Genomic DNA, 25,553 nt, shown 5'->3' with positions numbered 1-25,553 from the left:
CGGCACACTTGGGACGTGCTGCTGACGATCACGACCACCGCCACACCGGCCACCGACCTGGGCTTCCTCCTGCACAAGCACCCCGAGCGCGTGCAGGAGTTCGGCCAGTCGTTCGGCACGGCCACGGTGTTCTACCCGGAGGCGGGCGAGGAGCGCTGCACGGCGGCCCTCCTGCTGGAGGTCGACCCGATCGCGCTGGTCCGCTCGCGCGGCCGCAACTCGCCCGACTTCAGCCTGTCGCAGTACGTCAACGACCGCCCGTACGCGGCCTCCTCGCTGCTGGCCGTCGCGCTCGCCGACGTCTTCCGCACCGCGCGGGCGGGCCGCTGCAAGGCCCGTCCGGAGCTGCCGGGCACCCCGCTGCCGCTGGAGATCCGGGTGCCCGCGCTGCCCTGCCGGGGCGGCCCCGAACTGGCCCGGCGGCTGTTCGAGCCGCTGGGGTGGACGGTGGAGGCGCAGACGCTGCCGCTCGACGAGGGCTTCCCCGAATGGGGCGAGTCCCGGTACGTGCGGCTGGCCCTGCGCGGCACCGTCCTGCTGGCCGACGCGCTCAACCACCTGTATGTGCTGCTCCCCGTCCTCGACGACGGCAAGCACTACTGGATGGCGTCCGACGAGATCGACAAGCTGGTCAGGGCGGGGGCGGGCTGGCTCGGCGGGCATCCGGAGCGCGGCCTGATCGCCCGGCGCTACTTCGGGCGGCGCTGGGCGCTGGCCCGCACCGCGCTGACCAGGCTGGCCGAGCTGGGCGACGAGACCGAGGAGGAGCTGGAGCCGGCGCTCGCCGAGGAGGCCCCCGCCGGGGAGACCGCCGCCGACGAGGCCGCCTTCGCCGAGGCGGTCGCCGAAGCCGGGGCCGGTGCCGAAGGCGCTGCCGAAGCCGTCGCCGAAGGCGCTGCGGAAGGCGCTGCGGAAGGCGCTGCGGAAGGCGCTGGGGAAGGCGGCGTCAAGGGCGACGTGCCGGAAGGCGGGGCCGAGGAGGCGGGCGCGGTGCGTAAGGCGCGGCCGCTCAACGCGCTGCGGCGCGAGGCGGTGCTGCGCAGGCTCGAAGAGCTCGGCGCGGTCAGCGTGATCGACCTGGGCTGCGGGCAGGGCGAGCTGGTCGCCGCGCTGCTGGCCAGGCCCAGGTTCGCGCGCGTCGCCGGCATGGACGTCTCCTCCCTGGCGCTCACCATCGCCGCCCGCAAGCTGCGCCTGGACCGCATGCCCGACAGCAAGCGGGCCCGGCTCACCCTGTTCCAGGGCGCGCTCACCTACACCGACAAGCGCCTGGCGGGCTACGACGCCGCCGTGCTCATGGAGGTCGTCGAGCACGTCGACCCGCCGCGCCTGGCCGCTCTCGAACGCGTCGTGTTCGGCCGCGCCCGCCCGCGCCACGTGCTCGTCACCACCCCCAACATCGAGCACAACGTGCGCTACGAGTTCCTGACCGGCCTGCGCCACCCCGACCACCGCTTCGAGTGGACGCGCGCCGAGTTCGCCGCCTGGGCCGGCCGGGTGGCCGCCCAGTACGGCTACCACGTCGCCGTCGAACCCGTCGGCGAGGACGACCCCGAGGTCGGCCCGCCCACCCAGATGGGAGTCTTCACCCGTGATCAGCGTTCCTGAGCTGTCCCTCGTGGTGCTCGTCGGCGTCTCCGGCAGCGGCAAGTCCACCTTCGCCCGCCGGCACTTCAAGCCCACGCAGGTCATCTCCTCCGACTTCTGCCGCGGCCTGGTGTCCGACGACGAGAACGACCAGGCCGCCACGCCGGCGGCGTTCGACCTGCTGCACCACATCGTCGGCGTCCGCCTGGCCAGGGGGCTGTTCACCGTCGTGGACGCCACCAACGTCCAGTACCCCGCCCGCAAGAGCCTCATCGAGCTGGCCAGGAAGCACGACGTGCTGGCCGACGCCATCGTGCTGGACACGCCCGAGGAGGTGGCGATCGAGCGCAACGCCGCGCGCCCGGACCGCGACTTCGGCCCCGGCGTGGTGATCCGCCAGCGCAAGGAGCTGCGCCGCTCGCTGTCCAAGATCTCCGCCGACGGCTTCCGGCGGGTGCACGTGCTGCGCGGCCAGGAGGAGATCGACAACGCCGAGATCACCTACGAGAAGGCGTGGTCGGACCGGACGGAGCTGACCGGCCCCTTCGACATCATCGGCGACGTGCACGGCTGCCGCTCGGAGCTGGAGACGCTGCTGGCCAAGCTCGGCTGGCAGGGGCTGAGCCACCCCGAGGGCCGCACCGCCGTGTTCGTCGGCGACCTGGTCGACCGCGGGCCCGACACGCCGGGCGTGCTGCGCCTGGTCATGGACATGGTCGAGGCGGGCACCGCGATCTGCGTGGCCGGCAACCACGAGCAGAAGCTCGTGCGGGCGCTGAACGGCCGCAAGGTCACCGTCGCCCACGGCCTGCGCGAGTCGCTGGACCAGCTCGCCGCCGGGCCGCCCGAGTTCGCCGAGCGGGCTCGGACGTTCATGGACGGCCTGCTCAGCCACTACCGCCTGGACGGCGGCCGGCTCGTCGTCGCGCACGCCGGGCTGAAGGAGTCCTACCACGGCCGCGCCTCCAAGCGCGTGCGCGCCTTCGCCCTGTACGGCGACACCACCGGCGAGACCGACGAGTACGGCCTGCCGGTCCGCTACCCGTGGGCCGACGAGTACCGCGGCCGGGCCATGGTCGTCTACGGCCACACGCCCACGGTCACCCCCGAGTGGATCAACAACACGATCTGCCTGGACACCGGCTGCGTCTTCGGCGGCCACCTGACCGCGCTGCGCTACCCCGAGCGCGAGCTCGTCCAGGTGCCCGCCGAGCAGGTCTGGTACGAGCCGGCCAAGCCGCTCGGCGCCCCCGCCCGCGAGCCCGGCATGCTCGACGTCGGCGACGTGATCGGCACCCGGCACGTCGAGACCCGCTTCGGCGGCCGGGTCAAGGTGCTGGAGCAGAACGCGGCCGCCGCGCTGGAGGTCATGAGCCGGTTCGCGGTCGACCCGAGCTGGCTGGTCTACCTGCCGCCGACGATGGCGCCGCCGGAGACGTCCAGGCTCGACGGCTACCTGGAGCACCCGCACGAGGCGTTCGAGGAGTTCGCCGCGGCGGGGGTGCGCGAGGTCGTGTGCGAGGAGAAGCACATGGGCTCGCGCGCCGTCGCCGTGCTGGGCAGGACGCCCGAGGTCGCCGCGGCCCGGTTCGGCGTGGCCGACGGCAGCACGGGCGCGGTCTACACGCGTACCGGGCGGCCGTTCTTCCGGGACATGACGCCGCTGGTCGAGGCGGTGCGCGCGGCGTGCGAGCCGCTGTGGGAGGAGCTGGGCTCCGACTGGGTCGTGCTCGACTGCGAGCTGCTGCCCTGGTCGGCCAAGGCGGGCGAGCTGATCAGGTCGCAGTACGCCTCCGTCGGCGCCGCCGCGCGGGCCGCGCTGCCCGAGGCCGTCGCGGCTCTGGAGGCGGCGGCCGGACGCGGGCTGGATGTGGGTGGGATGTTGGCCCGCACCCGACGCCGCTCCGACAACGCTGCCCTGTTCCGCGACGCCTATGCGCGCTACTGCTGGCCGGTGGACGGTCTGGACGGGATCAGGCTGGCGCCGTTCCAGATCCTGGCCTGCGAGGGGCGGGCCACGGCGCTGGAGCCGCACGCCTGGCACCTGTCCACGCTGGCGCTGCTCGACTCGCCGCTGATCGCGCCGACCAGGAACGTGTCGGTCACGCTCGATTCGCCGGAGTCCAGGGCCGCGGCCACCGCGTGGTGGGAGGCGCTGACCGCCGCCGGGGGAGAGGGCATGGTCGTCAAGCCGGCCACGTACGTGCCCGGCCGGGTGCAGCCCGGCGTGAAGGTGCGCGGCCGGGAGTACCTGCGGATCATCTACGGGCCCGACTACACCGAGTCCCTCGACGTGCTGCGCCGCCGCTTCCTCGGCAAGAAGCGCTCGCTCGCCCTGCGCGAGTACGCCCTCGGCCTGGAGGCGCTGTCGCGCCTGGCGGACGGCGAGGCGGGCTGGCGGGTGCACGAGCCGGTCTTCGCGGTGCTCGCCCTGGAGTCCGAGCCGGTGGACCCGCGCCTGTGACCCCGCCCCTCCGAAGGAGCCTGTGATGACCGCCGACCGTCACCGTCCCGGCTACGTCCGGCGCGCCCTCGGGCGCGCGCTGCTGCGGTACGCCGTGGCGGCGGCGGTGGCGGCCGTCGTGATCGCGGTCTTCTGGCTGACCCGGGCCTGACGTCCGGTTTGTGGCAAGGTTGGGTAAGCGCCGCGCTACACAGGTGATCACCGGGTAGGTCCCCGATCACGGGGAAGGGACCTGTATGGCAACTCGGCACACCCATCAGGAGCATCTGGGCCACGTCGTCTTCATCACCGCGGCGGCGGCCATCGGCGGGTTCCTGTTCGGCTACGACAGCTCGGTCATCAACGGCGCGGTCACCGGCATCCAGCGGCACTTCGACGTGGGAGCGGTCCAGATCGGCTTCGTCGTGGCCATCGCGCTGCTCGGGTCCGCGCTCGGGGCCTGGATCGGCGGCGGGCTGGCCGACCGGTGGGGACGCACCCGGTCGATGCAGGTGGCCGCCGGCCTGTTCACCGTCAGCTCGATCGGGCAGATGCTGCCGTTCGCCATCTGGGACCTGGGGCTGTGGCGGGTCATCGCGGGCTTCGCGATCGGCATGGCCTCGGTGCTCGGACCGGCCTACATCGCCGAGGTCGCGCCGCCCGCCTACCGGGGGCGGCTGGGCTCGTTCCAGCAGCTCGCCATCGTGCTCGGCATCGCCGTCTCGCAGCTCGTCAACTACCTGATCGCCGAGCTGGCCGGCGGCGACGTCAACAACCGGCTGTGGGGGCTGCAGGCGTGGCAGTGGATGCTGGGCGCCTGCGCCGTCCCGGCCCTGCTCTACCTGCTGTTCGCCTCCACCATCCCCGAGTCGCCGCGCTACCTGATCATGTCGGGACGGTCGCGGAAGGCCCGCGAGGTGCTGGCCGAGGTCGAGGGCGAGGACGTGGACCTCGACGCCCGGATCGCCGAGATCCAGCACGTGCTGCGGACCGAGCGCGTGCCGGGGCTGAAGGACCTGCGCGGGAGCGCGCTCGGCCTGCTGCCGATCGTCTGGGTCGGCATCATCCTGTCGGCGTTCCAGCAGCTCGTCGGCATCAACGTGATCTTCTACTACTCGTCGGTGTTGTGGCAGTCGGTGGGCATCAACCAGAGCAACTCGCTGCTGATCAGCTTCTCCAGCTCGATCATCAACATCATCGGCACGTTCATCGCGATCGCCCTGGTCGACCGGATCGGGCGCAAGCCGCTGCTGCTCGTCGGCTCGGCCGGCATGGCGATCGCCCTGGGCACCGCGGCCTGGGCGTTCAGCGCGTCGCGGGAGGTCGGCGGCGTGGTCTCGCTGCCCAGCCCGCAGGGGCCGATCGCGCTCGTCGCGGCCAACGTGTTCGTGCTGTTCTTCGCCCTGTCGTGGGGCGTGGTGGTCTGGGTGCTGCTCGGCGAGATGTTCCCCAACCGCATCCGCGCCGCCGCGCTCGGCGTCGCCGCCGCCGCGCAGTGGATCGCCAACTGGCTGATCACCGTCTCGTTCCCGGCGCTGTCGGAGTGGAACCTGCCGCTCACCTACGCCATGTACGCCCTGTTCGCCGCGCTGTCCTTCCTCTTCGTCACCAAATGGGTCAAGGAGACCAAGGGCCGCAAGCTGGAAGACATGGGCTGACCACGCCGCGGAGTGGGCTAACCTCCGGCACGTGCTTGTCGACGTGCTCGGTCCCGGCCTCAACGTGCTCTTTTGCGGCATCAACCCCGGCCTGATGTCGGAGGCCACCGGCCACCACTTCGCCCGGCCGGGCAACCGGTTCTGGCCCGCGCTGCACCTGTCCGGCCTCACGCCGCGCCTGCTGGCCCCCGCCGAGCAGCACCTGCTGCCCTCGTACGGGCTGGGCATCACGAACATCGTCCCGCGGGCCAGCGCCAAGGCGGCGGAGCTGACCAGCGACGAGCTGGTCGCGGGCGGCCGGCGGCTCGCGGGGAAGGTGGCCGAGCTGGGGCCGCAGGTGCTGGCCGTGCTCGGCATCTCGGCGTACCGGACGGCCTTCGCGCGGCCCAAGGCGGTCATCGGCCCCCAGCCCGAGCAGGTGGGCGGGGCCCGCGTGTGGGTGCTGCCGAACCCGAGCGGGCTCAACGCCCACTGGACCGTCGCCACGATCGCCGGGGAGATGGCCCGCCTGCGCGCCACGCTGCGCCCCGGCCCGGAAACCGACGGTCTCTGACCTGCGCTTGTAGACGGATCCAAGTCACGCACAAGCCTTGATCGCTAGATACGTACCCGGTTCGTTGTGTCTTCGCACTGGGGGGTCTGGTGGCAAGCCGGCGATTGTCGCGCGTCTTCTGCGCATTGGCGTTGTTAACGGGTCTGGTCGCGGCCGTGCCGCCACCGGCCGCCGCGTCCGCGGCACCGGACGCCGAGACCGCGGCGCTGCTGTCCGCGGTGGAACGGTTCACGGCCGCGGGCGGCGGCCTGGCCACGCTCGGCCCGATGGGCGAGCAGCTGCCGTTCGTCGGTCTGGTGCCCGGCGGCGAGGACGCCCTGGGCCTGGGCGACCTGTTCCAGGTGGCCGTCCACGACAAGCTCAAGGACCTCACCACCCTGGACGACCTCCAGGACGAGTACGAGCTGTCCGGCCCCCGCGCCGGAAGACTCCTGGCCAAGGCGAGCACCCAGAACGGGATCAGGCGCCTCGACCTGACCCTGGAGGTCACCAGGACGGCGGCCGGCCGGCCGATCTCCGTCAGCAGCGCCCAGCCCAAGGTCTCGCTGATCACCTCGGGCGGCGTGGACGTCACGCTGAAGCTCACCGCCAAGCTGCCCTTCGCCTACGACCCGGCCACGAAGTCCGCCTGGCTGGCCAAGGACGCCGGCCTGACCGTGCGGGCCGAGGGCAGGCTCGCCGCCGGGGCCAGGCCCACCGCCGCCTTCGGCATCCTCGGCGTCGACCTCTCGGCGGCCTCGACGCTCTCCGTCGACGCCGAGTTCGCCGCCACCGCCGCCGACCCGGACGGCAACGGCAGGCTGGACACCTCGGAACTGGGCTCGCAGAGCCTGTTCGCCTTCGCCCGCAAGGGCTCGGCCGCCGCCAGGCTGCAGGTCACCGCGCAGCCGTTCGCCGGCGCCCAGGTCGAGGGGGCCGCCGCGACCATCGACGCGAGCTGGCCCGACCTGGCCACCGGCGGCCCCGCCGTCAGCGTGACCCAGGCCGACCTGGACCGGCTCGGCCGCTTCCAGACGCTCACGCCCAAGGACCTGCTCGACGGCCTGACCCACCTGGCCAACGCGATCTCCGCCGCCCAGCGCGCCCGCTGGGACGGGCAGGGCGACCTCGACCTGCCGTTCATGCGCGGTTCGCTGGCCGACGCCGTGCAGGTGTCGGAGGCGATCCACGCCTTCGCCGCCGCCAGCGTGGACCGCAACACCGGCCGGCCCACCTTCACCTCCATCCAGGACCTGCTCGCCGCGCTGGGCAAGGCTCGCGGCCTGCCCGGAGGCGCGATCATCAAGGTCGCCGACGCCGGGTACGACGACGCCGCCAAGAAGATCGCCTTCACCGTCGTCGTGGACCGGACCGTCAACCCGGCCCCCGAGCCGCTCAACCCCGCGGGCCAGACCGTCAGCGGGACCGGGACGGGCGTCACGTACGCGGCCAGGACGCTGCGGCACGCCGGGCAGAAGTGGACGCCGGGGCAGTTCGCCGGGCGCACGGTCACCGCCGGAACGTCGAGCGGAATCGTGGCCGACAACACCGCCGACACCGTCACCCTCGCCGAGGAGGGATGGCGCGGCGGCGTGCCCGCCGCGGGCGCGCCGTACCGGATCTCCGCGAACGACCCCATGATCGGGCAGATCGCCTTCGGCGACACCTTCAAGGCCGCCGCCGGGCTCGACCGCGCCAACGCGACCGCCGCCGTGGCGGGCGTCATGCGCGGCTACCACGCCTCGGCCACGGTCGTGCTCGACCTGAGCGACCCGGTGACGGGCCAGGGCTGCGCCCAGCGGCCGGACGGGCAGCAGAAGGCGTGCCCGTACAAGCACGTCAACGCCGACGGCAGCGCCACCGTGGTGAACGAGCTGCCCAGGGCCGCGGACCGGATCATGCTGCGGACCGGCCGGGACCTGTTCGGCGCCCGCGTGTCGGTGCTCTCCTCGGTCAACGTCAACGCCGTCGCCGGCTACCTGGGCGTCCAGATCACCGGCGACCTCACCATGGGCAGCAGGAACGGCGGCGACCTGGTCAAGGTCGGCCTCAAGGACATCGGCGACGTGCCGCTGACCCGGCTGTTCGAGCGGCTGGCGAGCAAGCCGGGCGACGTCCTGACCTCCCAGGTGGACGCGGTGGCCAAGGCGCGGCTCACGCTGGGCGTGCCCGGCCTGGCCGACTTCTTCGGCGGCAGGGTCTCCGGCGAGGTGGAGATGCCGGACCTCGGCAAGCCCGCCGCCGTCAGCTTCCGCGGCTTCGACCAGATCGGCAGGGTCAAGGACTTCGCCTTCGACCCCGACAACCCGCAGGCGCTGTTCGGCGCGCTGATCAAGTCGCTGGGCGCGGTGGCCACGTACCTCGACGGCGTCAAGGGCAGCGGGCCGGTCAACGAGGCGATGACGGCCAAGCTGCCGCTGCTCGGCCGCTCGCTGTCCGACCTGGTGGCCGCTGAGGAGATGGGCTCGGGCCCCGGCGTCGTCTACGGCGACGGCGCCTGCGGCAACGAGAACGCCTACGTCACCGACCCCTCGCGCACGTTCACCCAGGCGCACGTCGGCCGCCGGGTCGCCGTCGGCACCCGGGTGCTGACCGTCGCGACCGCGTGCGGCGAGCACACGCTGTCCTTCGCCGAGAAGTTCGGCCAGGCCGTGCCCGAGGCGGGCGCCGCCTACGCGCTGCGCTCGCCGCTGCGGGACGCGATCGACCGCCTGACCGCCGCGCCGCCGGACACCGTCCAGGCGCTGGTGGCCGAGCTGAACAAGGCGCTGGGCGGCCAGGTGCGCATCGGCTACGAGGACGGCGCCCTGCGGCTGTCGCTGGCCTACGACAAGAAGGCGGCCGTGCAGGAGCCGCTGCGCTTCGCCTTCGGCGACAGCAGCCTGGTCGCCGCCAAGGGCTCGGCCACGCTGGACGCCGCCGTCGAGGGCGAGGTGCGCCTCGGCCTGCGGGTGGCGCTCAAGCGCGGCTTCGACGCGGCCCGCGACCTGCTCATCGAGACCGACTCCGGCCTCGACCTCCAGGCGAAGGCGCAGCTCGACGGCACGGTCAAGGCCGACGTCGGACCGCTGCCGCTGGCGATCGGCAAGGAGGGCGACGACCCGCTGCAGGCCAGGCTCGGTTACGGCGTGAGCCTGCGCTACGGCGGCGAGTCCCAGGACGCGGTCACCCCCGCCGCCTTCTTCGCCGGGCTCGACCTGGCGCTGAACGAGACGAGCGACCCCGTCGCCTGCGACCGCGACCCGCATCGCGACGACACCGACCTGGCGCTGTGCGCCGTCCTGCCCGCCTACCTCAACGGCGCGCCGCTCACCGCGGACGGCAAGCACGCGCTCGTGCTGCGGCTGCCCAGGGCAGCGCCGCTGGCCGAGATGTTCGACCTGTCCAAGAAGCTGCCCGGCGACGTGAACCGGCTGGAGCTGCCCTCCTTCGACTTCTCCACCCTGCCTCCGGGCCTGGAGCTGGACTGGACCAACCTGGGCGACGGCATCGACCGCTACCTCACCGCCCTGGAGACCGGCATGCGCATGGCCTCCGGCAAGGGCAGGCTGCCGATGGTCGGCGCCGACCTCCAGCAGGGGGCCGACTTCGTCGGCGCCAAGCGCCAGGAGATCAAGGCCGCCCTGGCCAAGCTGCCCAACGGCGGCAAGGTGCCCACCGGCGGCGACCTGCGCACCTGGTACAACGACGAGCTCGCGCCCAAGGTCGGGCCCGGCGTGCAGCCGGTGATCACCTGCGTGCAGGCGCCCGTCCCCGACCCCGCCAAGCCCGAGGCCTGCGACGCGGCCAAGGGCGCCGAGCTGACCGGCATCGCGTTCAAGGTCAGCGTCGGCAAGGGCGACGTCGATCCCGAACGGGGCTGCGTCAAGGACTGCCTGGGCGTGGAGCGGCCGCTGGACGTCGGCGTCCCCGGCCTCGCGCTGAAGCAGGGCGCGGGCAAGGGCGTACGGGCCGAGCTCGGCTGGCACGCCGAAGTCATGGTGGGCCTGGACCGGACCAGCGGCTTCTACGTGGACGCCGGCGAGGCCAACCGGCCGCGGGCGACCGTCGGCGTGAACGTCTCGCTGCCCGAGGAGATCAAGGCCAGGCTGGCGATCCTCGACATCACGCTCAAGAACCGCGAGCAGAACGCCCCCGACCTGTTCGCGGGCGCCTTCACCATCGGCTTCAAGCCGGTCGGCCGGATCGGCCTGGACCAGCTCGCCGACGCCGGCAGCCTGGTGGAGACGTCGTTGAACGCCAAGGTCGCCGTGGACTGGCGCTTCAAGGTGACGGCCGGCTCGGCCATGTTCCCCGGCCTGTACGGCGACTTCGACCTGGACTGGGACCTCACCAAGGGCGGCTCGCCCGACCCGGCGAACCTGAACATCGCCTTCAACAACGTGAACCTGGAGGCCGGCGACTTCTTCCGGAGCGTCCTCGGGCCGGTGGTGACCCAGGTCAAGAAGGTGACGGACCCGGTCAAACCGGTGATCGATCAGCTCTACGCGCCCATCCCCGTGCTGTCGGACCTGAGCAGGGCCGCGGGCGGCGGCGAGGTGAACCTGATGACGATCGCCAAGAAGTACAACACGGTCGCGGGCGGCGGCACGACCAAGTTCATCGAGCGGATGATCGAGGTCGGCAGGCTGGTCACGTCGCTGCCCGACTGCCAGGGAGAGCTGCACATCCCGATCGGCAGCTTCACCGTGGCCAGTGACCGCGCGCTGGACACCGAGAACTCGCCCGACGTCGCCGACTCGCTGATCAAGGACGTGGCCCCCGCCACGGACGACCTGTTCGCCGCGCTCGACCAGGGCGCCCGGTCGTGCGGGAAGGGCAAGGCCGCCACTGCCGACGCCCAGGGACCGATGGAGCACTCCGCGAAGGCGGGCTTCAGCTTCCCCGTGCTGCAGAACGCCGGACGGTCGATCTTCAGCCTGCTGATGGGCAAGGACGTGGAGCTGGTCGCCTTCGACTCCGGGCCGCTGCGCCTCGGCTTCTCCTACAGCCAGTCCTTCGGCCCGGTCTGGTCGCCGCCGCCGATCATGGTGGTCATCTCCGGCACCGCCGGGGTCGAGGCCCAGATCAGGGCGGGCTTCGACACCTACGGCATCCGCAAGGCGATCGAGCAGGGCAAGGTCGACCTCCAGGTCCTCGACAGCCTCTACCTGAAGACCACCGACGACCAGGGCAGGCCGCTGCCGGCGATCTCCCTGACCGGGCGGCTGGAGGCCGGCGCGGCGGTGGACGTGGTGCTGGTCAAGGCGGGCGTGAGCGGCGGCATCTTCCTCACCGTCGCCATGAACTGGCTCGATCCCACCAACGACGGCAAGTTCCGGTTCTTCGAGTTCGCCGACGTCCTGCTGCGCAACCCGCTGTGCCTGTTCTCGCTGGACGGCGAGCTGAAGGTCTACCTGAAGGCCTGGGTCGAGGTGGGCATCTCGATCTTCAAGAAGCGGTTCGACTGGACCATCGTCGAGGCCAAACTGCTCGACTTCTCGGTCCGGCCCAAGTGCGACGAGGACCCGCCGAAGCTCGCCACCGAGGCGGGCGACGCCCTGGTGCTGCACGTCGGCCCGATGCGCAAGGCCAGGGGCGGCAGCACCGCCAAGCCGGGCGACGACGCCGAGCAGTGGACCGTCAGCCAGCTTCCCGGCGACGAGGGCTTCGTGGTCAGCGCGCTGGGCGTGCGCGAGGAGCACCGCGCGTCCGGCCTGACGCGGGTGCTGGCCGACGGCCGGGGCGCGAAGGGCACGCTGCGGCTGGTCTTCCAGGGGTACGGCGACGACGCCGCCGGAGCTCACCCGTTCGACCGGACGGTGGTGGCGTTCGGCGGCGACGGCGACGACCTGATCCTGGCCGGCGCCGGCCGCAACGTGATCGACGGCGGGAAGGGCGACGACCAGATCACCAGCGGCGACCAGTACGACGGGCCCGCCGCGATCGTGGCCGGCGGCCCCGGCGACGACTACGTCACCATGGGCGGCGCGGGCGGCTGGGTGGCCGGTGACGGCCGCCTGACCCCCGCCACCCGCAAGGTCGGCGACGTTCAGGTGGCCGACTGGACCGGCGACGACCTGCCCGGCGCGCCGGACGACGGCCCGGCCGACGGCGGCGACCGCATCGCGGCCGGTCTCGGCGAGAACCGGCTGTACGGCAACGGCGGGAACGACACCATCGCCGTCGCCTCCGACAGCCCGCTGGCCGCCGCCGACCCCTCGCCGCGGTTCCGCGCGCAGCCGAGCCTGCTGGTCGGCGGGCCCGGCGCGGACACCCTCACCGGCGGCTCGGCGGCCGACGAGATCTACACCGGGCCGCGCGAGAAGATCGGCCGCGACGAGGCGGGACCCGCCGACTCCGGGCCGAACTACGTCGACACCGGCGCGGGCGCCGACAAGGTGTACGGCGGTCAGGCCGTCGACCTGGTCGCCGGCCACTCGGCTCCCGGCGAGGCCGTGCAGATCATCGGCGGCGGCGGGGACGACGTGCTCGCGGGCGGCCACGGCAAGGACGACATCTCCGGCGGCCCCGGCGACGACTGGGTGATCGCCGAGCCGTCCGACGTCGGCGAGGCCCAGGGGCGCGACGACTTCGGCCCGGCCAGGCAGGTGCGTCACCTGCCGCTGCCGGCGGGCGTCCAGCCCTCGGCCAAGGAGCTGTCCGGCGGCGACGGGAACGACCACGTCATCGGCGGCGACGGAGGCGCGACCGTCTTCGGCGACCGCCGGCGGGACGAGCCGTGCGAGGAGCACGACGGCGACGCCGACGGCCGGGACCTGATCATCGGCGGCGCGGGCAAGGAGACCGTGTCGGCCGGCGGCGGCGCCGACCGGGTCGAGGCCGGCGGCGGCCAGGACGTGGTCTGCGGCGAACGCGGTGACGACCGCCTGGCCGGCGGCTCGGGCGACGACCGGGTCTCGGGCGGCTCCGGCGACGACACGGCGCTCGGCGACGACGGCGCCGACGAGGTGACCGGCGGCTCCGGCGACGACACCCTGTACGGCGGCGCGCACGACGACACCGTCGTGGGCGAGTCCGGGCAGGACCGGGCCTTCGGCGGCGACGGCGACGACCTGGTCATCGGCGGCACCCGCACGGCGGGCAAGGACGACAAGGGCGACTTCCTGTACGGCGACGCCGGGGCGGACGAGCTGATCGGCGACAACGGCGCCGCCGACGGCCCGTTCGACCTCGACGGCACCCCGGAGGAGGCCGGCGGCCCGGACGTGATCCACGGCGGCGACGGCCCCGACCGGGCCCATGGCGGGATCGGGTCCGACGAGGTGCACGGCGACGCGGGCGACGACCACCTGGAGGGCGGCGTCGGCGGCGACGAGGTGTACGGCGAGGCGGGGGAGGACGAGCTGGTGGGCGGCGCTGCGGGCGCGTACCCGGATGGTGGTGACACGCTGCTGGGCGGCGACGGCCCGGACGTGATCGCCGCCGACAACGCCACCCTGACCGCCACCCCGCCCCCTGGCCCCTCGGGCACCCCGTCGGCCGCCCCCTCGGGCACCCCGTCGGCCGGTCCGTCGGGCACCTCGCCCAGCCCCTCGCCCAGTTCCTCGGGCGCTCCGTCCGAGGGTCCGTCTGGGGGGCCGTCTGGGGGGCCGTCGGCTACTCCGTCGGCCACCTCGTCGGGCACACCGTCGGAGAGCCCGTCGTCCACGGGAGGCCCTTCTGCGGGGCCGTCTGGGGCGGGGAGTCCTTCGGCTGCGCCGTCTGCCACGGCGGCCTCGGGCGGTGAGCCGGCGGCTGACCCGGCGACCTCGGTCGCCGGGCGGCCGGGGCAGGCGGCCGCGCATCAGGTGAAGCTGCTCGCGGGCGGCTTCGGTCCGGACGTGGCCGACGGCGGCGCGGGCAACGACGCGATCTTCGGCCAGGGCGGCCCCGACCGGCTGCGCGGCCAGGAGGGCGACGACTACGCCGAGGGCGGCGCGGGCGTGGACTGGGTCGAGGGCGACCAGGGCGACGACGACCTGGTCGGCGGCACCCACACCACGACCGCCGACGCCGCCGACGCGCTCTACGGCGGCCCCGGCGACGACGTCGTGGCCGGCGACAACGCCGTGGTGACGCTGACGGGCACCCCGGCCAGGGCCACCGTCCGCATCGGCTCCGCGGGCACCCCGATGACCCCGCGCGCCGTCACACTCCTGGCCGCCGACGCGGGCGAAGGCTCGCGCAAGGGTGCCACCGAGGGCCCAGGCGACGGCTCAGGCGAAGGCTCGCGCAAGGGTTCCACCGAGGGCTCAGGTGACGGGGCAGGGGCGGATCGGGTGTCCGGTGGGGCCGGGGTGGACGTTCTGTGGGGGCAGGGCGGGGACGATCAGCTGTCCGGCGGCGGCCAGGGCGACTACGCCGAGGGCGGTGACGGCGCGGACCAGATCCGCGGCGACCTGCCGCTGACGGCCGAGTCCGCCCACACCACCACGCGACCGCTGACCGACCCCGGCTGGAGAGGCGACCCCAGCGGCGCCGCCGACCTGGAGGGCGACGACACCCCCGGCCAGGACGACCTGATCGGCGGCTCGGCCAGGCAGGCCGCCGCCGACGAGGCCGACGCGATCGAGGGCGGCGGCGGCGCCGACGTCCTGCTCGGTGACAACGGCTCGCTCGTCCGCACCGTGACGGGCGACGCCGAGAAGGTCTACACCGAGCGCTACCCGGCGGGCCAGCCGCCAGCGGACGCGACCCGCGTACGCGGCCACGACCCGGCCCTGCCGGGCGGGTCGACCAGGTTCTGCACCCAGGCCCAGGCCACCTGCGAGCCGGCCGGCTCCTACGGCGCCGACCACCTGTACGGCGACGACGGCGACGACGCGCTGTGGGGCCAGGACGGCGACGACACCCTGCACGGCGGCCAGGGCGACGACGACCTGTTCGGCGAACTGGGCGACGACGACCTGTCCGGCGGCGCGGGCGAGGACGCCATGCTCGGCGACCGCGGCGGCGTGCTGAACGAGCGCCTCGACGCCGCCGACGCCCAGCGGCTCGGCTTCACCGTCAGCCTCAACGCCCCGCCGAAGGAGACCTACAAGGGCTTCCAGCCCGGCACCTACGACCGCCGTACCGACCTGCTGCACGACACCGACGGCGACACCTGGACGTCCGCCGCCATGCCGCACGACGGCTTCGCCAAGGGCGGCGCGGACCGCATGCGCGGCGGCCCCGGACGCGACAGCATGCACGGCGGCGCCGGTGACGACCTGGTCAACGGCGACAGCGGCGGCGACGAGGTGTTCGGCGGCGACGGCGACGACCTGCTGTGGGGCGGAAAGGGCTGCGACCCGGCCCTGGACGCCGCCACCGCCGAGTGCCTGACCGGCGGCGCGTTCGACCCGGCCGCCCGCGGCACCGGCGACCGCTTCGTCGACCACGTCTTCGGCGGCGCGGGCGCGGACCTGCTCGACTACAACCCGCGCGGTTCCTACCCCGGCTCGTGCGCCCCCGGCAAGATGCCGGAAGGCGAGCTGACCACGGTGGTGGACCCGTGCGCGTGGTTCCGCATGACCGACAAGGACAACGCCGCCACCGCCGACGACCAGCACCACCAGGGCGTGGACTGGCAGTACGGCGGCGCGGACCGCGACGTCCTGCAGGGCGACCGCACGGCCAACGGGCCCAACCCCGGCGACAAGATGATCGACTGGAACGGCGGCTTCAACCTCTACACCCACTGCGGCCCGGCCAACGGCGGACACAACATCGTCCGCCAGCACTCCCCGGCGATGCTCGACTTCCTGGCCAGGGTGGCCTGGGGCGCGGGCGCCGGCCGCACCCTCGGCGACGCGTCCGGGGTGCGCGAGGTGGCCGTGCCGGCCTCGGGCGACAGCGGTTCGCCCTATCCCACCTCACCTGGCCACTTCGACTCGCCCGTGGCCTGCGCGGGCTGATCAGGAGACATGCCGATGTCACGCCGACTGATGGCGACCACCCTGGCGGGGGTGCTGGCGGCCGTGGGCCTCACCACGGCCCCGGCCCACGCCGCCGCGCCGAAGCAGCCCGCCTGCCTCCCGGGGGACTGCTTCACCGTGGACGTCTCGCTCGACCGCGCCCCCGCCGTGGGGCAGAGCGCGAAGCTCACGATCGAGGTGACCCCGAAAGACGACATCCCCGACGCCACCACGATCATCGAACTCCCGGACACCCTGAAGTGGGCGACCCCGCCCGCCGGGCTCGACCGCGCCGCCGCGACGATCGGCCGCAGCCCGGTGGACCGGGCCACCCGGACCTGGCGGGCCCGTGCGGGCCGGACGGTCCGGTACGAGGGCGTCGTCACGGCGGTCGGGCCCGGCCCCGCCTCCGTCCGCGTCCAGGCCCGCGACGGGCGGCCGGGGCCCGCTTCCGGCGGGCTCGCCTACGTCACCGTGGGCGAGCGGTCGTCGGTGTTCGGCATGCCGCGCGAGGGCCGCGGGCGCCGTACGGAGAGGGCCGCGCGGGCCGCCGCGGCGGGCGACACGTGCGTGCAGGGGCGCGTCACCTACATCAGGGCGGACGGAACCGTCGGCGGCGTCCCCATGGCCGAGGTGGACGCGTTCGACACCGACACGAACGGCCGGCTCAATCTCGGCTGGGCCGCGACGGACGCGTCCGGCGCCTACAAGCTCTGCTTCCCCGGCACCGAGGAGGACGGCACCGGCCAGGACGTCAACATCGAGGTCAGCCCGGTCAGCAATTACTGGTCCGTGGGCTTCTCGGAGAAGGCCGCCGACATCTACACCGACGCCGGCCCGACCACGCCGGACGTTCCCCCCGGCACGTCGGCCACCGTCATGGACTACCGCAGCGCCGCCGGGGATCCGATGGAGGGGGCCTTCCGCCTGCACGCGGCCGTCTACGACACGTGGAAGGCCTACACCGGCTGGCTGAACGACCCGGCCGACGACTGCTGGAAGCCGGGCGAGCAGAACTGCCAGTCGGTGACCGTCATCTGGCGGCCGGACAAGGTGCTGCCCACGTCCTACTACTGCCCGGGTGCCGGCCCCGACTGCCTGGGCCGCTTCCAGATCAACCTGGACGCCTCGATACCGCTGGAGAAGATGACGCTTCCCCACGAGCTGGGGCACTTCATCATGGACTACACGGGCAGGAGACCGTCGACCGGCGGCGACTGCGGGCAGCACTTCATGAGGGCGCCGATGATCAACCCGACCTGCGCCTGGATCGAGGGGTGGGCCGACTGGGTCGCCGTCCAGACCTACGACGACACGCACTACCGGTGGTCGACCTCCGCGATCGACCTGGAGAGCCCGCGCTGGTTCAGCGACGGCTGGCCGAGCGGGACGGACGCGGTCAGGACCGAGGGCCGCGTGGCCGGGGTGCTGCTCGACCTGGCCGACTCGGGCACGCGGGACGAGACGTACTGGGACCTCGGCGGCGTCGGGCCCGAGACCGTCGTGGCCGCGTTCAGGAAGGCGGTCGCCCAGGACCTCGACCACTTCATGACCCTGCTCGACCCTCAGCACCACGACCTCGCGGAGGGGGCGCTGTTCCAGAACGCCGTCTCCACCCAGCACGTGGAGGACCTGGCCGACCGGCATCCGATCCGCCGGCCCGCCAACGTCCCGCTGCAGACGGCCTTCGTCACCACGCCCGGCAAATGGCACGTGGTGGCCGCCGTCACCGGGCCGGACGGCGCGGACGTCGACCTGGCCACCACGCCCAACGCCGGCGGCGACGCCGTCAGGAGCGCCGACTGGACCGCCACCAGCGCGGACTTCGTCGCCGTGCAGCCCAGCTCGGCCACCCGCAACTGGTTCGTCAACTCGGTCAGCTCCGACGCCGACTACGAGGAGTACGCGATGGAGGTGACCGAGGCGGCCGCGGGCAACCTGGAGGCCGGGACGCCGCAGGAGTTCCCCCTTGCCGCCGGCCGCCTGGCCGAGGTGCGGACGACGTGGATCGAGAAGGGCGTGCCCGCCACGATCACGGTCGTGCCGCGCGACGGGCAGGACCTCGACCTCTTCGTGATGGCGCCCGACCCCGCCGCGTGGGGCCTGCCGCGCTCGGCCGCCCGCAAGTCCGCGAGCGGCGGCCCGAACAAGATGGAACGCCTGACCATCAGCGACCCGAAGGTGACCGGGCTGTACGCGGTCATCGTGGTCAGGAAGGCCGGGGACGGGAACGTCCTGCTGACCCGCGTCTGACCCGCGTCTGACCCGCGTCTGACCCGCGTCTGACCCGGTGGGCCCCGCGCGGCGCGCGGGGCCCGCGAGGGCTACCTGGCCGCGAAGTCCTGCGTCCAGTGGAGGGGGCCCTGGCCGTTCCTGGCCGCGCCCACGCCGATCACCGTGTACCGGCAGTTCATGATGTTGGCCCGGTGGCCCGAGCTGTTCATCCAGGAGTTCATCACGGAGGCCGGGGTGGCCTGGCCCTTGGCGATGTTCTCGGCGAAGGCGGTCCCGCCGGTGAAGCCGGCCGCCCTGATGCGGTCCATGAAGCTGCGGCCGTCCTTCGAGGTGTGGTCGAAGTAGCCCTTGGCGGCCATGTCGGCGGAGTGGCCGTACGCCGCGGCGCGCAGTTGGGCGTCGTGCTTGAGCGGCTGGCAGCCGCCCTTGGCGCGCTCGGCGTTGACCAGGCGCAGGACCTCGTTCTCCTCGGCGGTGCCCACCGTGCCGGCGGGGCTGGTCGCGGTCGGCTTGGGGGCCGGGGTGGCTGTGGTCGTCGGGGTGGGCTTGGGGGTCGCCGTGGGCGTCGGGGCCGGGGCACAGGTCAGCCTGACCGCCTTGGAGGATGCGCCGCGGCCCCGGTGGTCGGTGGCGACCGCGTAGTAGACGCCGGGCGCGCAGGGGAGGGTGAGCGCGACGCTGCCGGACCGGGTGGAGCCGCTCTTGACGACGGGGTCCGGCCCCGGGACGGCGCGCTTGAGCCGGACGCGCAGGAGCGCGTCCGTACGGCAGCCCTGGCGGACGGCGGAGGAGACGATCTGGGCGGTGTCGTTGACGCGAGGCGTGGCCACGGTGACCCGGCAACGGCCGGCGGCCTCGCTGCCGGCCGCGGCCGCCGTCGAGGCGTCGGCCGGGGTCGTCGGCGTACCGAGTGCAGCCAGGCTCACCAGGCCGGCGAGTACCCCTAGGGGTCTGCGCATTGGGGCTTCCTCCAGTTGCGATGGACGCTGGATCGCACCGCATTCTGGTAGGGCCGCAACCCCCCTGTCACGAAATTTGCGAAATTTCCCTGATGTCCGGGTAAACCAAAGTGTCAGGAGATGCGTCGTGGCCCGTTCCAGTCGCGGGCCGCAACCCGGCCGCGCTCAGACCCGGAACTCCTCCGTCCGGTGGGCGTACGGTGGCACCGCGGCGCGCATCTCGTCGGTGACCGACGGCGGCGGCAGCGGCACGATCTCCCGCCGGTGGAAGTCGCGCACGTCCTCGCCCTCGGCGAACAGCTCCTGGACCGCCCGCAGGCACGGGCCGATCACGCCGGGATCGGTGATGCGCCGGCCGCCCCGGCCGCCGCCGTGCTCGTCGTAGAGGACCTCGTACATCAGGACGGGGGAGAAGATCACCAGCTCGGGCACCGGTTCGAGGGCGGCCACGCGCGCCGCGGGCACCACCCGGCAGGGTGAGCCCGCCCTGGCCCGCATGTCCAGCAGGTGCATCTCCCACTGCAGGTACGCGCTGACGGGGAACTCCACCACGCGCACCCGGCGCACCGGCATCCGGTGGCGGAAGTAGCCGGCCACCAGCGGCGCCATCTGCTCGGCCAGGGAGAGGGAGGCGGTCCAGTCGCCGTCCATCATGGCCCGCCAGCTCGCCACGTCCGGCTCGTAGAAGCTCTGGGCGCGCTCCAGCTTCCACAGGGGGACGACGCAGCCGGCGTGGTCGCGCTCGAAGGCCGCCAGGTAGCCGGGCGCGTCCAGGACGAGCGCGTCGGCGCCGCCCACCGCGGCGAACGGATTCGTGAGGGCCGCCACGGAACCCGGCTCGGTCATGCGACGCCCCTTCGTTCGGTGAGATCCGCCCGCCAGATCATGAAATGTCAGTTGATTCTGGTCAAGGCCCAACGTCACGAAGGGATGCGAAGGTCACCCGCGGTAGTGAAAGCGGCGGTGCACCAGGTTGAACACGGTGGCCACCACGAACACCGCCAGCAGGATCTTGAAGAGGCCGAACCCGAAGACCAGCGCCAGCACCCCGGAGACGATCAGGAGGGGCAGCAGCGGGCCGGGGCCGCGGTGGCCGCGCCAGTGACGGCGGGAATGGTCGTGCCGGCGGTTCGCGGCCTGTGCGTGGTGCATGGCCTGCATCTGGTGGCGGTGCGCCCTCATCGCCTGGCGCCAGGCGTCCCGGTCGAACTGGGGCATCTGCTGGGACAGCTGCGGGTGCTGGGCGTAGGAGGGGGACGAGCCGGGCAGGTCGGCCGTCACCTGGGACAGGTCGCGGACCGTCTTGGCGGCCAGCGTCCGGTCGAGGCGTTCGTCGAGCTCTTCGTGGGTCAGGCGGCCCTGGGCGAAGTGCTCGCGCAGGGCCGCCATCGTCTGCTCGCGCTCGGCGTCGCCGATGCGGAGATCGTTGTGGTCCATGTCTGGTTCCTCGCTCTCCCCGAACCGGCCTGTCGCTGCGGAGCCGGTCACCTGGTTACTCCTCGCCCGGTTCGCCGTCGGCCAGGATCTGGTAGAGCTTGCGCCGGGTCTCAACCAGAGTCTTACGCGCTTCGCGGATTTGTGCGTCGTTTCCGGTCTGGAGAACCTGCATCATGGCGAATGCCGACTGTCGGGCGATGTGCCAGAGATCGGCGGTGTTGTCGTCGATGTCCGGACGCATCTCGTCCCAGGGGGCGCGGACCTCGTCGGCGTGCGCGTCGATGTAGGCGCGGCCCTCGTCGGTGAGGCGGAAGGTCTTGCGGCCCTCGTTCTCCTCCGCGATCACCAGGCCCTCGTCGGTGAGCTGCTGCAACGCCGGGTAGACGGCGCCGGGGCTGGGCTTCCAGCCGCCCTCGCTGCGCTCGGCGATCTCCTGGATGATCTGGTAGCCGTTGCGCGGCTCCTCGGCCAGCAGGGCCAGGATCGCGGCGCGGACGTCGCCCCGCTTGGCCTTACGGCCCCGGCCGCCGCCCCAGCCGTGGTGCCCGCCCCAGGGCCCGCCCGGGCCGAAGGGGCCGCCGCGGCCGAAGTCGAACGGGAACGGTCCGCCCGGCCCGCCGCGCCGGCCGCGTTGCCTGCGCTCGCCCGGCCCGCCGCCGCCCCGGTGATGGTGGTGATGGCCGCCCATCTGCTCGAAGGCGTCGGCGATGGCCCTCAGCTTCTCGCGGGCCGCGCGCAGGTTCTCCCGGGGGCCGAACCACTGGTCGCCCGCTGCGTGTGCGTAACTCATGCTCTTTCTCCCTATATCGCGATCTGTTCTCGATGCGTCAAAGATATATCGCTACTGTTTCGTTGGCAAGGCAGGGCGCAGAGTGAGCCAGATCACGAAAAAGTTGCGGAATTGGGGAACAGTCTTGGGATGTCCGCCGTTGAACAGAGCAGACGAGGTCGTTCCGCGTCGGCAGGGCTGGGGGGTGCTGTCGCCGCGGAGACGACCTCGTCTGCGTTTGCGGGTGTTTTCCGGCGGACCGTTCCAGCGTCAGGAGAACCTGGCGGCCGGGATCTCCGCGTAAAGCGGCTCTTTGCAATACAGTCCCGATCATGATGGGGCACACGCACGCGATGACCGGGGCGATCGCGTGGCTGGCGCTGGCGCCGCCGCTCGCCGCACTGCCGCTGCTGAACGAGAGCTCCCGGTTCATCGAGACCGGCATCATGGCCGGCGCGCTCGGCCCGGCCGAGCTGATCGCCGGCGCCCTGGTCTGCGCGGGGGCGGCCATGCTGCCCGACCTCGACCATCCCAGCGCGACCATCGCCCAGACCTTCGGGCCGGTCACCTGGCTGCTCAGCAAGTTCGTGTCCTGGATCAGCGGCGGCCACCGCGGCATGACCCACTCGCTGGCCTTCGCGGCGGCGCTCGGGTTCGGCGTCCACTGGCTGGTCAACGCCTATCCGATCGCTCGTGACATCACGGTCGTGCTGATGATCGGGCTGGCCCTGCGGGCGATCGGCATCGGCATCCCGGGCAACAAGGCCGGGTCCATCATGATCAACATCGGCATGACGGCCGGGCTCTACGCCGTGTTCCTCTCCCTGAACGTCGGCTACGCCTGGCTCGGGCTGGCCGTGGGGGTCGGCTGCCTGATCCACGTCGTCGGCGACTGCATGACCGAACGGGGCTGCCCGGTGCTCTGGCCGCTGGGCGCCAAGTTCGTGCTGCCCTGGAAGATCGGCATCAAGACCGGCAAGAAGTTCGAGCAGAAGATCCTCGCGCCGATCCTCTCCGTCGCCATCATCGGCCTGCTCTTCTGGCGGCTCGCCCCGCTTTAACTTGATGTCGAGATACCGTAGTAATATCTTGACGTCGAGACATCCGCCGCGAGCCCCGCAAGTTAGGTTCACCTAACGTACGTGTCGTTCCGTGGGTGCGGCAGGATTCAAGTGAGCAATTGTCTGATGGAGGAGGCGAATCACCGTGTCCGCGAACAGCTTCGGCAGCCGTGACACGCTACGCGTCGGCGACGCGTCGTACGAGATTTTCCGGCTTGACGCCGTCGAGGGCGCCGCACGCCTCCCGTACAGCCTGAAGATCCTGCTGGAGAACCTCCTCCGCACCGAGGACGGCGCCAACATCACCGCCGACCACATCCGGGCGCTCGGCGGCTGGGACCCGGCCGCGACGCCCAGCGTGGAGATCCAGTTCACCCCGGCCCGCGTCATCATGCAGGACTTCACCGGCGTCCCCTGCGTGGTCGACCTGGCCACCATGCGCGAGGCCGTGCGCGACCTGGGCGGCGACGCCGCCAGGATCAACCCGCTCGCGCCCGCCGAGATGGTCATCGACCACTCCGTCATCGTCGACTACTTCGGCCACCCCGACGCCTTCCAGCGCAACGTCGAGCGCGAGTACGAGCGCAACCGCGAGCGCTACCAGTTCCTGCGCTGGGGCCAGACGGCCTTCGACGAGTTCAAGGTCGTGCCGCCCGGCACCGGCATCGTCCACCAGGTCAACATCGAGCACCTGGCCCGCGTGGTCATGATCCGCGACGGCAAGGCCTACCCCGACACCTGCGTCGGCACCGACTCCCACACCACGATGGAGAACGGCATCGGCGTGCTGGGCTGGGGCGTCGGCGGCATCGAGGCCGAGGCCGCCATGCTCGGCCAGCCGATCTCCATGCTGATCCCGCGCGTGGTCGGCTTCAAGCTCAGCGGCAAGCTGCCCGCCGGCGCCACCGCCACCGACCTCGTCCTGACGATCACCGAGATCCTGCGCAAGCACGGCGTGGTCGGCAAGTTCGTCGAGTTCTACGGCGAGGGCGTCTCCTCCGTGCCGCTGGCCGACCGGGCCACGATCGGCAACATGAGCCCCGAGTTCGGCTCCACCTGCGCGATCTTCCCGATCGACGGCCAGACCGTCGACTACCTGCGCCTGACCGGCCGCTCCGAGGAGCAGATCGCGCTGGTCGAGGCGTACGCCAAGGCCCAGGGCCTCTGGCTCGACCCGCAGGGCCCCGAGCCGGTCTTCTCCGAGTACATCGAGCTCGACCTCGGCACGGTCGTCCCGTCGATCGCCGGCCCCAAGCGCCCCCAGGACCGCATCGAGCTGTCGGCGGCCAAGGACGCCTGGCGTCGCGACGTCCAGAACTACGTGGCCGACGGCGTCGACGAGGAAGGCGAGGAGTCCTTCCCCGCCTCCGACGCGCCCGCCTCCAACGCCCGCGCCGACGGCGGCCGGCCGCACAAGCCGGTCCCGGTCACGCTGGCCGACGGCACGTCGTTCGAGATCGACCACGGCATCGTGTCGATCGCCGCGATCACCTCGTGCACCAACACCTCCAACCCGTACGTCATGCTCGGCGCCGCGCTGCTGGCCCGCAACGCCGTCGAGAAGGGCCTGACCCGCAAGCCGTGGGTCAAGACCTCGCTGGCCCCGGGCTCGCAGGTCGTCACCGGCTACTTCGAGCGCTCCGGGCTGCAGCCGTACCTCGACAAGATCGGCTTCAACCTGGTCGGTTACGGCTGCACCACCTGCATCGGCAACTCGGGCCCGCTGCCCACCGAGATCTCCGACGCCATCCAGGCCAACGACCTCGCGGTCACCGCGGTCCTGTCCGGCAACCGGAACTTCGAGGGCCGCATCAACCCCGACGTCAAGATGAACTACCTGGCCTCGCCGCCGCTCGTGGTGGCGTACGCGCTGGCCGGCACGATGGACATCGACCTCGACAACGAGCCGCTCGGCATCGGCTCCGACGGGCAGCCGGTGTTCCTGCGCGACCTCTGGCCCGCGCCGGAGGAGATCGCCTCGGTGGTCCACTCCTCGATCGGCCGCGACATGTTCGAGCGCGACTACGCCGACGTGTTCAAGGGCGACGACCACTGGCGTTCGCTGCCGATCCCGACCGGCGACACCTTCGAGTGGGACCCGTCCTCCACGTACGTGCGCAAGGCCCCCTACTTCGAGGGCATGCCGGAGAAGCCGGAGCCGGTGACCGACATCTCGGGCGCCCGGGTGCTGGTCAAGGTCGGCGACTCGGTCACCACCGACCACATCTCCCCGGCCGGCTCGATCAAGGTCGGCACCCCCGCGGCCCAGTACCTCCAGGCCAACGGCGTCGAGGTGCGCGACTTCAACTCCTACGGCTCGCGGCGCGGCAACCACGAGGTGATGATCCGCGGCACGTTCGCCAACATCCGCCTGCGCAACCAGATCGCGCCGGGCACCGAGGGCGGCTACACCCGCGACTTCACCCAGCCCGACGGCCCGGTGTCGTTCATCTACGACGCCTCGGTCAACTACGCCGAGGCCGGCACGCCGCTGGTGGTGCTGGCGGGCAAGGAGTACGGCTCGGGCTCCTCGCGCGACTGGGCGGCCAAGGGCACCGCGCTGCTCGGCGTGCGCGCCGTGATCGCCGAGTCCTACGAGCGCATCCACCGCTCCAACCTGATCGGCATGGGCGTGCTCCCGCTGCAGTTCCCCGAGGGCGCCACGGCGGCCTCGCTCGGGCTGACCGGCGAGGAGACGTTCGACATCACCGGCGTCGAGGCGCTCAACGGCGGCGGCATCCCGTCCACCGTGCACGTCAAGGCCGGCGACGTCGAGTTCGACGCGGTCGTCCGCATCGACACGCCCGGCGAGGCCGACTACTACCGGCACGGCGGCATCATGCAGTACGTCCTGCGCTCGCTGCTGGCCAAGTAGGACTTCCCGCGCCCGCGCCTGGTCAAGAGCCGGACGCGGGCCGGGGACGGGGCGCGGATCCTCACGCGCCCGCATCGGGGGTTTCACCCGACCCGTGAGAGCCGCCCGGCGGAACACCC

General features: G+C 72.6%; 13 protein-coding genes. 9 read left to right on the top strand and 4 right to left on the bottom strand.

The genetic code is table 11. The annotated features are described in order from the left end of the window. Window positions 1-15 precede the first annotated feature (15 nt). The 7 genes from ACIBST_RS29820 (at window position 16) to ACIBST_RS29790 (ending at window position 18,351) form a co-directional block, all read left to right on the top strand. Window positions 16-1,608, top strand: a complete 1,593-nt coding sequence (locus ACIBST_RS29820) for a 3' terminal RNA ribose 2'-O-methyltransferase Hen1 (RefSeq protein WP_397176438.1) — start codon at window positions 16-18, stop codon at window positions 1,606-1,608. After that, window positions 1,592-4,051 carry a polynucleotide kinase-phosphatase gene (locus ACIBST_RS29815; RefSeq protein ID WP_397176437.1) on the top strand — a complete coding sequence of 820 codons (2,460 nt, stop codon included), beginning with the start codon at window positions 1,592-1,594 and terminating at the stop codon, window positions 4,049-4,051. Before ACIBST_RS29820 ends, ACIBST_RS29815 begins: the two co-directional genes overlap by 17 nt. Before the next feature lie 25 nt (window positions 4,052-4,076). Next, window positions 4,077-4,202 carry a hypothetical protein gene (locus ACIBST_RS29810; protein ID WP_397176435.1) on the top strand — a complete coding sequence of 42 codons (126 nt, stop codon included), beginning with the start codon at window positions 4,077-4,079 and terminating at the stop codon, window positions 4,200-4,202. An 85-nt stretch (window positions 4,203-4,287) separates the two neighbouring features. Next, entirely contained in the window at window positions 4,288-5,688 is a 1,401-nt protein-coding gene (locus ACIBST_RS29805; RefSeq protein ID WP_397176433.1) for a sugar porter family MFS transporter, read from the top strand. Window positions 5,689-5,719: 31 nt separating this feature from the next. Further along, window positions 5,720-6,241 (top strand): G/U mismatch-specific DNA glycosylase, encoded by a 522-nt coding sequence (mug, locus tag ACIBST_RS29800; RefSeq protein WP_397176431.1) that lies wholly within the window; start codon window positions 5,720-5,722, stop codon window positions 6,239-6,241. A gap of 125 nt (window positions 6,242-6,366) precedes the next feature. After that, window positions 6,367-16,098, top strand: a complete 9,732-nt coding sequence (locus ACIBST_RS29795; protein WP_397176429.1) for a hypothetical protein — start codon at window positions 6,367-6,369, stop codon at window positions 16,096-16,098. A gap of 15 nt (window positions 16,099-16,113) precedes the next feature. Beyond that, window positions 16,114-18,351: a hypothetical protein gene (locus ACIBST_RS29790; protein ID WP_397176427.1), complete on the top strand. Its 2,238-nt coding sequence runs from the start codon at window positions 16,114-16,116 to the stop codon at window positions 18,349-18,351. 71 nt (window positions 18,352-18,422) lie between these two features. On the opposite strand, the gene ACIBST_RS29785 is transcribed toward ACIBST_RS29790, so the two are convergent. The 4 genes from ACIBST_RS29785 to ACIBST_RS29770 form a co-directional block, all read right to left on the bottom strand. Next, window positions 18,423-19,292, bottom strand: a complete 870-nt coding sequence (locus ACIBST_RS29785) for a CAP domain-containing protein (RefSeq protein ID WP_397176425.1) — start codon at window positions 19,290-19,292, stop codon at window positions 18,423-18,425. Between the two features lie 165 nt (window positions 19,293-19,457). Beyond that, window positions 19,458-20,138: a DUF6879 family protein gene (locus tag ACIBST_RS29780; RefSeq protein WP_397176423.1), complete on the bottom strand. Its 681-nt coding sequence runs from the start codon at window positions 20,136-20,138 to the stop codon at window positions 19,458-19,460. Between the two features lie 93 nt (window positions 20,139-20,231). Then, complete coding sequence (locus tag ACIBST_RS29775) at window positions 20,232-20,729, bottom strand: DUF1707 domain-containing protein (RefSeq protein WP_397176421.1); 498 nt, start codon at window positions 20,727-20,729, stop codon at window positions 20,232-20,234. Between the two features lie 55 nt (window positions 20,730-20,784). After that, the gene (locus ACIBST_RS29770; protein WP_397176419.1) at window positions 20,785-21,519 is read right to left on the bottom strand and encodes a PadR family transcriptional regulator; all 735 of its coding nucleotides are present in this window, start codon (window positions 21,517-21,519) and stop codon (window positions 20,785-20,787) included. Window positions 21,520-21,830: 311 nt separating this feature from the next. On the opposite strand from ACIBST_RS29770, the gene ACIBST_RS29765 reads away from it, so the two are divergent. Then, complete coding sequence (locus ACIBST_RS29765; RefSeq protein ID WP_397176417.1) at window positions 21,831-22,559, top strand: metal-dependent hydrolase; 729 nt, start codon at window positions 21,831-21,833, stop codon at window positions 22,557-22,559. Window positions 22,560-22,704: 145 nt separating this feature from the next. Continuing rightward, window positions 22,705-25,434, top strand: coding sequence for an aconitate hydratase AcnA (gene acnA / locus ACIBST_RS29760; RefSeq protein ID WP_397176415.1), 2,730 nt, complete (start codon window positions 22,705-22,707; stop codon window positions 25,432-25,434). The last annotated feature ends 119 nt before the right edge of the window (window positions 25,435-25,553 follow it).

The sequence above is a fragment of the Nonomuraea sp. NPDC049684 genome (assembly GCF_044465345.1).
GTDB lineage: Bacteria > Actinomycetota > Actinomycetes > Streptosporangiales > Streptosporangiaceae > Nonomuraea.
The sequence above is the reverse complement of the archived record's forward strand: the minus strand, read 5'-3'. Positions and strand labels throughout refer to the sequence as shown.

Bases quoted from the DNA above. Each gene is read 5' to 3' on its own strand.
- ACIBST_RS29765 (WP_397176417.1), top strand. From the start codon at position 21,831: ATGATGGGGCACACGCACGCGATGACCGGGGCGATCGCGTGGCTGGCG.
- ACIBST_RS29775 (WP_397176421.1), bottom strand. From the start codon at position 20,729: ATGGACCACAACGATCTCCGCATCGGCGACGCCGAGCGCGAGCAGACG.
- ACIBST_RS29805 (WP_397176433.1), top strand. From the start codon at position 4,288: ATGGCAACTCGGCACACCCATCAGGAGCATCTGGGCCACGTCGTCTTC.
- ACIBST_RS29790 (WP_397176427.1), top strand. From the start codon at position 16,114: ATGTCACGCCGACTGATGGCGACCACCCTGGCGGGGGTGCTGGCGGCC.
- ACIBST_RS29770 (WP_397176419.1), bottom strand. From the start codon at position 21,519: ATGAGTTACGCACACGCAGCGGGCGACCAGTGGTTCGGCCCCCGGGAG.
- ACIBST_RS29785 (WP_397176425.1), bottom strand. From the start codon at position 19,292: ATGCGCAGACCCCTAGGGGTACTCGCCGGCCTGGTGAGCCTGGCTGCA.
- ACIBST_RS29780 (WP_397176423.1), bottom strand. From the start codon at position 20,138: ATGACCGAGCCGGGTTCCGTGGCGGCCCTCACGAATCCGTTCGCCGCG.
- ACIBST_RS29810 (WP_397176435.1), top strand. From the start codon at position 4,077: ATGACCGCCGACCGTCACCGTCCCGGCTACGTCCGGCGCGCCCTCGGG.